Source organism: Micromonospora sp. NPDC049044 (assembly GCF_040649215.1).
In the GTDB taxonomy this organism is placed as follows: Bacteria; Actinomycetota; Actinomycetes; order Mycobacteriales; family Micromonosporaceae; genus Micromonospora.
Window position 1 is genome coordinate 110,049 of sequence record NZ_JBEZFA010000021.1, and the last position, 10,155, is coordinate 120,203.

At 71.7% G+C, this 10,155-nt stretch carries 10 protein-coding genes; 2 read left to right on the forward strand and 8 right to left on the reverse strand.

What is annotated here, in order from left to right; translation table 11 throughout:
* Positions 1-5: 5 nt before the first annotated feature.
* Complete coding sequence (gene pgl / locus AB0B85_RS19110) at positions 6-776, forward strand: 6-phosphogluconolactonase (RefSeq protein WP_357408979.1); 771 nt, start codon at positions 6-8, stop codon at positions 774-776.
* Positions 777-814: 38 nt separating this feature from the next.
* On the opposite strand, the gene AB0B85_RS19115 is transcribed toward pgl, so the two are convergent.
* From AB0B85_RS19115 to rapZ, 8 genes are all read right to left on the reverse strand, one after another.
* Complete coding sequence (locus AB0B85_RS19115; RefSeq protein WP_357408981.1) at positions 815-1,156, reverse strand: RNA polymerase-binding protein RbpA; 342 nt, start codon at positions 1,154-1,156, stop codon at positions 815-817.
* A gap of 140 nt (positions 1,157-1,296) precedes the next feature.
* Positions 1,297-1,557, reverse strand: coding sequence for a preprotein translocase subunit SecG (secG, locus tag AB0B85_RS19120; protein ID WP_357408983.1), 261 nt, complete (start codon positions 1,555-1,557; stop codon positions 1,297-1,299).
* A gap of 95 nt (positions 1,558-1,652) precedes the next feature.
* Positions 1,653-2,444: a triose-phosphate isomerase gene (gene tpiA / locus AB0B85_RS19125; RefSeq protein ID WP_357408985.1), complete on the reverse strand. Its 792-nt coding sequence runs from the start codon at positions 2,442-2,444 to the stop codon at positions 1,653-1,655.
* Between the two features lie 2 nt (positions 2,445-2,446).
* Positions 2,447-3,703, reverse strand: a complete 1,257-nt coding sequence (locus AB0B85_RS19130) for a phosphoglycerate kinase (protein WP_357408987.1) — start codon at positions 3,701-3,703, stop codon at positions 2,447-2,449.
* Entirely contained in the window at positions 3,700-4,704 is a 1,005-nt protein-coding gene (gap, locus tag AB0B85_RS19135) for a type I glyceraldehyde-3-phosphate dehydrogenase (protein ID WP_030337349.1), read from the reverse strand. The genes AB0B85_RS19130 and gap overlap by 4 nt, the downstream gene beginning before the upstream one ends.
* 267 nt (positions 4,705-4,971) lie before the next feature.
* On the reverse strand, positions 4,972-5,952 hold the full coding sequence (gene whiA / locus AB0B85_RS19140; protein ID WP_030491583.1) for a DNA-binding protein WhiA: 981 nt from the start codon (positions 5,950-5,952) through the stop codon (positions 4,972-4,974).
* Positions 5,953-6,006: 54 nt separating this feature from the next.
* On the reverse strand, positions 6,007-7,083 hold the full coding sequence (locus AB0B85_RS19145; protein WP_357408990.1) for a 2-phospho-L-lactate transferase CofD family protein: 1,077 nt from the start codon (positions 7,081-7,083) through the stop codon (positions 6,007-6,009).
* Positions 7,080-7,982, reverse strand: a complete 903-nt coding sequence (gene rapZ / locus AB0B85_RS19150) for an RNase adapter RapZ (protein WP_357409007.1) — start codon at positions 7,980-7,982, stop codon at positions 7,080-7,082. Before rapZ ends, AB0B85_RS19145 begins: the two co-directional genes overlap by 4 nt.
* A gap of 186 nt (positions 7,983-8,168) precedes the next feature.
* Here rapZ and recQ point away from each other — a divergent pair, with 186 nt between their 5' ends.
* A complete protein-coding gene (gene recQ / locus AB0B85_RS19155) occupies positions 8,169-10,010 on the forward strand; it encodes a DNA helicase RecQ (RefSeq protein WP_357408992.1) in 1,842 nt (613 codons plus the stop codon).
* Positions 10,011-10,155 lie beyond the last annotated feature (145 nt).

A 10,155-nucleotide genomic window follows, 5' to 3' on the forward strand; every position in this document is an offset into this window, starting at 1 on the left:
ATCTGATGACTGAGGCGAGTGTCGCCGTGCACGCCGACGCCGACCTGCTGGCGCAGGCCGTGGCGGCCCGGTTGCTGGTGAAGCTGCTCGACGCCCAGGCCGACCGGGGCGAAGCCTCGGTGGTGCTCACCGGTGGCCGGGTCGCCGCGGCCGTGTACCGGGCGGTGGCGACGCTGCCCGCCCGCGACGCGGTGGACTGGTCCCGGGTCGACGTGTGGTGGGGCGACGAGCGGTTCCTGCCCGCCGGTGATCCGGACCGCAACGAGACCCAGGCCCGGGCCGCCCTGCTGGACGTGGTGCCGCTGAACCCGGCCCGGGTGCACCCGATGCCGGCCTCCGACGGCCCGGCCGGCAACGACCCCGAGGCGGCGGCTGCCGCGTACGCGGACGAGTTGGCCCGCGCCGCCCGGCCTGGGCACGCCACGCTGCCGCACTTCGACGTGCTGATGCTCGGCGTCGGCGAGGACGGGCACGTCGCCTCGGTCTTCCCCGAGCACCCGGTGCACTACGACACCCGGCCGTGCAGCGCGGTGCGGGGCAGCCCCAAGCCGCCGTCGGTGCGGACCACGCTCACTCTGCCGACGATCAACACCGCCGACGAGGTCTGGCTGGTGGCCGCCGGCGCCGACAAGGCCCACGCGGTGGGCATGGCGTTGGCCGGTGCCGGGCCGGTGCAGTTGCCGGCCGCCGGGGTGCACGGGGTGAGCCGCACCCGCTGGCTGCTGGACCGGGCCGCCGCAGCCGACGTTCCCGCGCGCCTCCGCAGCCTGCGCTGAGCTGACAGCAGGGGCCCCTCGTCGAGGGGCCCCTGCTGTCACTCGCCGCGACGGCGGCGCAGCGCTGCGAGCGCCTCGGCCAGCAGGGCCTCGCCCTCCTCGGCGGTGCGCCGCTCCTTCACGTACGCCAGGTGGCTCTTGTACGGTTCGGCGCGGGTCCGGCCGGGCGGGTTCTGGGCGTCCCGGCCGGCCGGCAGGCCGCACCGGGGGCAGTCCCACCGGGGCGGCGCCTCGGCGTCCGCGGCGATCCGGATGTCGACCCGGTGCCCGTTGCGGCACCAGTAGGTGACGTCCTGTCGGGGGGCGGGTTGGTGTCGCTCGTCGGGGCGCATGGGCGCGGAACCGACTCGGGCGCCGCGAATGACGTTGCCACTGGGCACGGCTGCTCGCTCCTGTCGTCGGAGGGGACCCGCCATCATTCAGGGGTGAACGGCGGGCGACGCGGTGCAGCGGAGAAAAGCCTGCGCGCGGCCCGTCGAGTGACGGACCGCGCGCAGATTGTACGACTTGACGAGCCTGCTCAGGTGCCGCTGTTGGGCTGCAGGCGCAGCCAGAGCCCGAGCCCGACGATCGCGGCGAACCAGACGACGCTTACCAGGACCGTGTAACGGTCCAGGTTTTTCTCTGCCACGGAGGAGCCGGCGAGGCTAGAGCTGACGCCACCGCCGAACATGCTCGACAGACCGCCGCCCTTGCCGCGGTGCAGCAGGATAAGCATGGTGAGCAGAATGCTCGTGACGATCAGCAACACGATCAACGTGTATGCGAACCAGATCGGCATGGCTGGGGTCAGTCCTCTCGTAGCGATCCTCGCCCGGTCTGATCGGGCACTGCGGCACCGACCGGCGGACGGGCGGTGTCAAGGATACCGAGCGATCAGCGGGCGATGTGCTCCGGGAACCGGCAGATCTGAGCGAATTCCTCCGCGTCCAGACTGGCACCCCCCACCAGGCCCCCGTCCACGTCCGGCTGGGCCATGATCGAGGCGACGTTCGACGCCTTGACCGAGCCGCCGTAGAGCACCCGGACCTGGTCGGCGGTCTCCTGGCCGAAGCGTTCCACAAGCCGCTGCCGGACCGACCCGCAGACCTCCTGGGCGTCCTCCGGCGTCGCGGTCTTGCCCGTGCCGATCGCCCAGACCGGCTCGTACGCGACAACCACCTGCCGCACCTGCTCGGGGGTGAGCCCGGCGAGGCCACCGTCGAGCTGGTCGGCGCAGTGCGCCACGTGGGTGCCCTGCTCGCGGACGTCAAGCCCCTCCCCCACGCACAGGATCGGAGTCAGGCCGTGCGTCAGCGCCGCCTTCACCTTGGCGTTGACGACCGAATCGTCCTCGTGGTGGTAGGCCCGCCGCTCGGAGTGCCCGACGACCACGTACGTGCAGCCGAGCTTGGCCAGCATCGGACCGGAGATCTCCCCGGTGTACGCGCCGGACGCGTGCGCGGACAGGTCCTGCCCGCCGTAGCCGATGAGCAGCTTGTCCCCGTCGACGGCGGTCTGCACCGTACGCAGGTCGGTGAAGGGCGGCAGCACCACCGTCTCGACCTCGGTGAGCTGCTTTTCGGTGAGGCTCGCCGCCAGCTTCTGCACGAGCAGGTTGGCCTCGAGGTGGTTGAGGTTCATCTTCCAGTTGCCGGCCATCAACGGCCGACGGGTGGTGCTCGCCATGTTCAGTTCTCCAGGGCCGCGATGCCGGGGAGGGTCTTGCCCTCGAGGTATTCCAGGGAGGCGCCGCCGCCCGTGGAGATGTGCCCGAAGGACGACTCGTCCAGCCCCAGGGCACGGACCGCCGCCGCCGAGTCACCGCCACCGACGACGCTGAACGCGTCGGCCTTGGTGATCGCCTCGGCGATCCCCCGGGTGCCGGCCGCGAACGCCGGCATCTCGAACACGCCCATCGGCCCGTTCCAGAAGATCGTCTTCGCCGGGGACAGCGCGGCGCTGAAGCCGGCCACCGTCTCCGGGCCGATGTCCAGGCCGAGCCGGTGGCTCGGGATGCCGTCGACGCGGACCGTGTCGTGCGCGGCGTCCGGGGCGAAAGCGTCCGCGACCACCACGTCGACCGGGAGCAGGATCTTGCCGTTGGCCCGCTCCAGCAGGTTGCGGCAGGTCTCGACCATGTCCTTCTCCAGCAGCGAGGTGCCCACCTCCAGGCCCTGGGCCTTGAGGAAGGTGAAGCACATCCCGCCGCCGATGAGCAGCCGGTCGACAGTGGGCAGCAGTGCCTCGATCACAGCGAGCTTGTCGGAGACCTTCGACCCGCCGAGCACCACCACGTACGGCCGCTCGGGGTCGCTTGTCAGCGTGGAGAGCACCTCGACCTCACGCAGCACCAGGCGGCCCGCGACGTGCGGCAGCCGGGCCGGCACGTCGAAGACGCTGGCGTGCTTGCGGTGCACGGCACCGAACGCGTCGTCCACGTACGCGTCGCCGAACGCGGCGAGCTGGTCGGCGAACGCGCCCCGCTCGGCCTCGTCCTTGCTCGTCTCCCCCGCGTTGAAACGCAGGTTCTCCAGCAGGGCGACCTGGCCGTCGGCCAGGTCCGCGACGGTGGAGCGGGCCGACTCACCGACGGTGTCGGTGGCGAAGTGCACAGGCGCGCCGAGCAGCTCACCGAGCCGCCCGGCGACCGGGCTCAGGCTGAACTGCGGGTCCGGCGCGCCCTTCGGGCGGCCCAGGTGGGAGCAGACGACCACCTTCGCGCCGGCCTCGACAAGCGCGCCGAGGGTCGGCAGCACCGCGCGGATGCGCCCGTCGTCAGCGATCCTCACTCCGTCCGGAGTGCCGCCTTGCGGCGCGGAGGCGGAGTTATGATCGTCGATGTCACCGGTCTGCTTGTCGAGCGGGACGTTCAGGTCGGCGCGCACCAGCACGCGCCGACCCGACACCCCCTCGGCGAGCAGGTCGTCGAGGGTCCGGATGCTCACAGCGACGAACCGACCAGCTTGACGAGGTCGACGAGCCGGTTGGAGTAGCCCCACTCGTTGTCGTACCAGCCGACGACCTTGACCTGGTTGCCGACGACCTTGGTCAGCGGCGCGTCGAAGATGCACGACGCCGGGTCGGTGACGATGTCGGTGGAGACGATCGGGTCCTCGTTGTAGACCAGGATGCCCTTGAGCGGGCCGTCCGCGGCGGCCTTCAGCGCGGCGTTGACCTCGTCCACGGTGGTCTCGCGACCCACGTTGACGGTGAGGTCGGTGACCGAGCCGGTCGGGATCGGCACCCGCAGGGCGTACCCGTCGAGCTTGCCCTTGAGGTCCGGGAGGACCAGGCCGATCGCCTTGGCGGCGCCGGTCGAGGTCGGCACGATGTTCAGCGCGGCGGCCCGGGCGCGACGCAGGTCCGAGTGCGGCGCGTCCTGGAGGTTCTGGTCCTGGGTGTACGCGTGGATCGTCGTCATCAGACCGTGCTGGATGCCGAACGTGTCGTGCAGGACCTTCGCCATCGGGGCGAGGCAGTTGGTGGTGCACGAAGCGTTGGAGATGATGGTGTGCTTCGCCGGGTCGTAGGTGTCGTGGTTGACACCCATGACGACAGTGACGTCCTCGTTCTTCGCCGGGGCGGAGATGATGACCTTCTTGGCCCCGCCGTCGACGTGCGCCTTCGCCTTGGTGGCGTCGGTGAAGAAGCCGGTCGACTCGATGACGACGTCGGCGCCGACCTCGCCCCACGGCAGCTTCGACGGGTCCTTCTCGGCGTACGCCTTGATGGTCCTGCCACCGACGGTGATCTCGTCGGCGGTGGCCTTGACCTCGTACGGCAGGCGGCCGAGGATGCTGTCGTACTTGAGCAGGTGGGCGAGCGTGCCGTTGTCGGTCAGGTCGTTGACCGCCACGACCTCGATGTCGGCGTCGGACGCCAGCACTGCCCGGAAGAAGTTACGGCCGATTCGGCCAAAGCCGTTGATGCCAACCCGGATGGTCACAGGTCCCATCTCCTCGCGTTCTGGTCCGCCGGCTTCAGACAACGGGCCGGCGGGAATGGTGTGCGCCGACCGTTGGAGCCGGCCGTCGACGGTTCATCTCGGCCACCCCGCCGCGCGGTCTGAGGACCTGACCGCCCGAGGCGGTGGGCACGACGAGAAGTGCCGGGTGTCGGCCCCCTTGCCGTACTCAGCGACCTTATCCGAGCGTGCGAGACCACGCTGCGCCGGGTCGTGCTCCCGGGCGCACCGTGCGGCCCCACCGTCCTATCAGACCACGAGCATGTCGGGCGTGACTGCCGCTTCGGTATCCGGGATGCCGAGGTCCCGGGCGCGCTTGTCGGCCAGGGCGAGCAGCCGGCGGATCCGCCCGGCGATGGCGTCCTTGGTCAGCGGCGGGTCCGCGAGCGCACCCAACTCCTCCAGGGACGCCTGCCGGTGCTCCAGGCGCAACCGCCCGGCGTCGGTCAGGTGGTTGGGCGCCTCTTCGGCGAGGATCTCCAGCGCACGGGTGACCCGGGCGGCGGCGGCGACGGCGGCCCGCGCCGAGCGGCGCAGGTTGGCGTCGTCGAAGTTGGCGAGCCGGTTGGCGGTGGCCCGCACCTCCCGGCGTACCCGACGCTCCTCCCAGGCCAGCACGCTCGAGTGCGCGCCGATGCGGGTGAGCAGCGCGGCGATCGCGTCGCCGTCCTTGACCACCACCCGGTCCACGCCGCGCACCTCGCGGTTCTTGGCGGTGATGCCGATACGGCGGGCCGCGCCGACAAGCGCCAACGCCGACTCCGGCCCGGGGCAGGTGATCTCCAGCGCGCTGGAGCGGCCCGGCTCGGTCAGCGAACCGTGGGCCATGAACGCGCCCCGCCAGGCGGAGACCGCGCAGCAGACGTTCGCGGCCACCACGTGCGGCGGCAGCCCCCGCACCGGGCGGCCCCGCACGTCGAGCAGGCCGGTCTGTCGGGCGAGGGCCTCGCCGTCCTTGACCACCCGCACGATGAAGTGACTGCCCTTGCGCAGGCCACCGGAGGCCAGCACGTGGATCTCGCTGGGATATCCGTAGACCTCGGCGATCTCCCGGCGTAACCGCCGGGCCACCGCCCCGGTGTCCAGTTCCGCCTCCACCACCACGCGGCCGGAGACGATGTGCAGCCCGCCGGCGAAGCGCAGCAGTGCGGCCATCTCCGCCCGCCGACAGCAGGGCTTGGGCACGTCGACCCGACTCAGCTCGTCCTTGACCGCGGCCGTCATCGCCATTGTGCGTCCCCTCACGGACCGGTTCCGGCGTGTCGCCGGAGATTACGTACGTGTCTAACGATCGGCGCCCAGGACAGGCACCAGCGCGGCGCCCAGGGCAGCTGGATCATGGCGGGGAGTGCCGTCGGTGACGGCGACGGGGGCGAGGACCAGTCGGGCACCAAGCGATTCTGCCGCACGTTCGACAGGTTCGGGGTCACCCACCGCCCTGGGGTCGGCCAGCACGAGATCCACCTTCAGTTCGGCCAGGTACCAGTGCAGGGCCGCGAGGTGGTCGGCGGCCGAGAGCCCGAGGGTCTCCTTCTCCGCGGCGAGGTTCAACGTGACAAGCCGCCGGGCCGAGGTGGACACGATCGCGTCGGCCAACTGCGGCACCAGCAGGTGCGGGAGCACGCTCGTGTACCAACTGCCCGGCCCGAAGATCAACCAGTCCGCCGCCATGATCGCCTCGATCGCCTCGGCGCAGGCCGCCGGGGCGGCGGGCGTGAGGCGTAGCGACTCGACCCGCCCGGTGGTGACGGCCACCTGGTGTTGACCACGCACGGTCCGCACCTCGTCGGGGGCGGCCGGGTCGGCGCCGCGGACCCGGGCCTCGATGCCGACCGGCTGGCGGGACATCGGCAACACCCGGCCGACCGCGCCGAGCATCGCGCCGGCGTGCTCCAGGGCGGCCACCGGGTCGCCGAGCAGCTCCATGAGGCCGCAGAGCACCAGGTTGCCCACCGCGTGCCCGGCCAGCCCGTCGGCGCGGGTGCTCGCCGGCCCGCCGGGGCCGTTCGCACCCGGGTCATCGTGGTCGGGACCGCGGCCGTGGGTCGCCGCCGGGTCCGGGTCGGCCGCGTCGAGCGGGGGTACGCCGGCCGGCACGGCGGCGAAGCGGTGCTGGAACAGCCCGGCGCTGCGTCGGGTGGCCGGGTGGTCGCCGGCCAGCGCCACCAGCGCCTGGCGCAGATCACCAGGCGGCAGACCACCCCGCTCGGCGCGGAGCCGGCCGCTGGAGCCGCCGTCGTCGCCGACGGTGACCACAGCTGTGATGTCGAGGTCGAGTTCGGGTGCGCAGTGGCGCAGCGCCCGCAACGAGGCGGAGAGCCCGTGCCCACCGCCGAACGCCACCACCCGGCGGGCCGTCATTCGCGCCCCAGATCGCGGTGCTGGGCGTTGGCCGCCAGCCCGGCGTGGCGCAGCCGGCTGGCCAACTCCTCGGCGATGGCCACGCTGCGGTGCTTGCCGCCGGTGCAGCCCACCGCGACCGTCAGGTACCGCTTGCCCTCCCGCTCGAAGCCTGTGGTGGTGGCGTTTACCAGGTCGGCGTACGAGGCGACGAAGGCGTCAGCGCCCTCCTGGCCCAGCACGTACGCGCTTACCGCCTCCTCCCGACCGGTGTGCTCGCGCAGCTCCGGCACCCAGTACGGGTTCGGCAGGAAGCGGGCGTCGAGCACGAAATCGGCGTCCGGCGGCAGGCCGTACTTGAAGCCGAACGACAGCACGGTGACCCGCAGCCGGCGGGCGTCCTCGCCGCCGAACAGCTCCTCGATGCGCCGACGGAGCTGGTTGACGTTGAGGTGGCTGGTGTCGATGATCACGTCCGCCTGGTCGCGCGCCTCCTCCAGCAGGCCACGCTCCACGGCGATGCCGTCGGCCAGCCGCCCGTCGCCCTGCAACGGGTGCGAGCGGCGAACGCTCTCGAACCGCCGGATCAACACCTCGTCGTCGGCGTCGACGAAGACCACCCGGGGCGAGAAGCCGCGCTCCTTCAGCTCCCGGATCGCCCCGGCCAGGTCGGTGGAGAAGGCCCGCGACCGCACGTCCAACACCATCGCGGTACGCCGAGCCGCGCCGCCCGCCTTGAACGCCAACTCGGCCATGTCCAGCATCAGTGCCTGCGGCAGGTTGTCGACCACGTAGTAGCCGACGTTCTCCAACGCCCGGGCGACAGTGCTGCGGCCACCCCCGGAGACGCCGGTCACCACCACCAGCGTGGTCTCCGACTCGGCCGCCACCTGCCCGTCGACGGTGAGCGGATCGTCGATCCGGTCACCGGCTGCGCGCGCCTCGCTCACCAGTACCCCCAAGCTGTGGCGCCGCGGCCCCCACGGCCGCGATTGGTCAATCTGCGACTCTATCCCGCCGTCCGGCCGAGGGCTGGCACCCGCCGCCCGGAGTATTTCGCCCTCGGCCTCGCGGGCGCTGTCGGGGTTGGCTCGTAGACTCCCCGGATGGCTTCTCCCACCGACCTGCGCACCGAGGACGCTCTGCCGGTGCTGCGCCGGGTGTTCGGCTACGACGCCTTCCGCGGTTTCCAGCAGGACGTGATCGACCACGTGGTCACCGGCGGCGACGCGCTGGTCCTGATGCCCACCGGTGGCGGCAAGTCGTTGTGCTATCAGATCCCGGCCCTGGTCCGCGATGGTGTCGCTGTCGTCGTGTCCCCGCTTATCGCGCTCATGCAGGACCAGGTTGACGCCCTCACCGCGGTCGGTGTCCGCGCCGGCTTTCTCAACTCGACCCAGACCCTTGACGCTCGACGCCGGGTCGAGGCCGCCTTCGTCGCCGGCGAGCTGGACCTGCTCTACCTCGCCCCGGAGGCACTCGGCGTCCGATCCACCCTGGCCCTGCTGGACCGGGGTCGCATCGCCCTGTTCGCGATCGACGAGGCGCACTGCGTGTCCCAGTGGGGGCACGACTTCCGCCCCGACTACCTGGCGCTGTCGATGCTGCACGAACGGTGGCCACAGGTCCCCCGGATCGCGCTGACCGCCACCGCGACCAGCGCCACCCGCACCGAGATCGCCACCCGGCTCAAGCTCGACGACGCACGGCACTTCGTGGCCAGCTTCGACCGGCCCAACATCCAGTACCGGATCGTGCCCAAGCGGGAGCCGCGCAAGCAACTGCTGGCGCTGCTGCGCGACGAGCACCCGGGCGACGCCGGGATCGTCTACTGCCTGTCCCGGGCCTCGGTCGACAAGACCGCCGACTTCCTCGTCGCCAACGGCATCGCCGCCCTGCCCTACCACGCCGGGTTGGACGCGGGCACCCGGGCCGCCAACCAGCAACGCTTCCTGCGCGAGGACGGCCTGGTCATGGTGGCCACCATCGCCTTCGGGATGGGCATCGACAAGCCCGACGTCCGGTTCGTCGCCCACCTCGACCTGCCCAAGTCCGTCGAGGGCTACTACCAGGAGACCGGCCGCGCCGGGCGCGACGGCCTGCCCTCCACTGCCTGGCTGGCGTACGGGCTGCAGGACGTCGTCCAGCAACGCAAGATGATCGAGACCTCCGACGGCGACCTCGCCCACCGCCGCAACCTCGCCGCGCACCTGGACGCGATGCTCGCCCTCTGCGAGACGGTGCGCTGTCGACGGGTCCAGCTGCTCGAATACTTCGGCGAGCCGGCGACCGCCGCCTGCGGCAACTGCGACACCTGCCTCAACCCACCGGAGTCCTGGGACGGCACCGTCGCCGCCCAGAAGCTGCTCTCCGCCGTCTACCGGCTCGACCGCGAACGCAACCAGCGGTTCGGCGCGGGGCACTGCATCGACATCCTGCTCGGCAAGCAGACCGACAAGATCAGTCAGTACGGTCACGACGCACTCACCGTCTTCGGCATCGGAGCCGAGCTGAGCGAGGCGGAGTGGCGGGGCGTGGTGCGACAACTGCTCGCCGAAGGGCTGCTCGCCGTGGAGGGTGACTACGGCACGCTCGCCCTGACCGAGGCGAGCGCCGACGTCCTGGGCCGCCGCCGCACCGTCACGATGCGCCGCGAGCCGGAGAAGCCGGCCTCCAGCCGCTCGTCGAAACCGCGCGGCGCGGCGACCGTGGTGGCCGAGCTGACCCCGGCCGCCACGTCGCTCTTCGAGCGGCTCCGGAGCTGGCGGGCGGCCACCGCCAAGGAGCAGGGCGTCCCGGCGTACGTGATCTTCCACGACGCGACGCTGCGACAGATCGCCAGCGACGCGCCAGACACACTTGCCGACCTGTCCCGCATCAACGGGGTCGGCGAGAACAAACTCGCCAAGTACGGCGAGCAGATCCTGGCCGTACTCGCCAGCGACTGATCCGTGCATGCCGAAGGGCCGGTCCCCTGTGGTGGGGTCCGGCCCTTCGGCGTGTGCTCGTGTGGCTTAGCTGGCGGCGTAGCCGCGGGTGGCGATCCAGTCGGCGAGGTGCTCGACGCTGATCTGGTAGGCGGCGGTGTTCGGG

Excerpts from the sequence above, each read along its gene's own strand:
- pgl (WP_357408979.1), top strand. The coding sequence starts at position 6 with ATGACTGAGGCGAGTGTCGCCGTGCACGCCGACGCCGACCTGCTGGCG.
- secG (WP_357408983.1), bottom strand. The coding sequence starts at position 1,557 with ATGCCGATCTGGTTCGCATACACGTTGATCGTGTTGCTGATCGTCACG.
- tpiA (WP_357408985.1), bottom strand. The coding sequence starts at position 2,444 with ATGGCGAGCACCACCCGTCGGCCGTTGATGGCCGGCAACTGGAAGATG.
- whiA (WP_030491583.1), bottom strand. The coding sequence starts at position 5,952 with ATGGCGATGACGGCCGCGGTCAAGGACGAGCTGAGTCGGGTCGACGTG.
- AB0B85_RS19145 (WP_357408990.1), bottom strand. The coding sequence starts at position 7,083 with ATGACGGCCCGCCGGGTGGTGGCGTTCGGCGGTGGGCACGGGCTCTCC.
- recQ (WP_357408992.1), top strand. The coding sequence starts at position 8,169 with ATGGCTTCTCCCACCGACCTGCGCACCGAGGACGCTCTGCCGGTGCTG.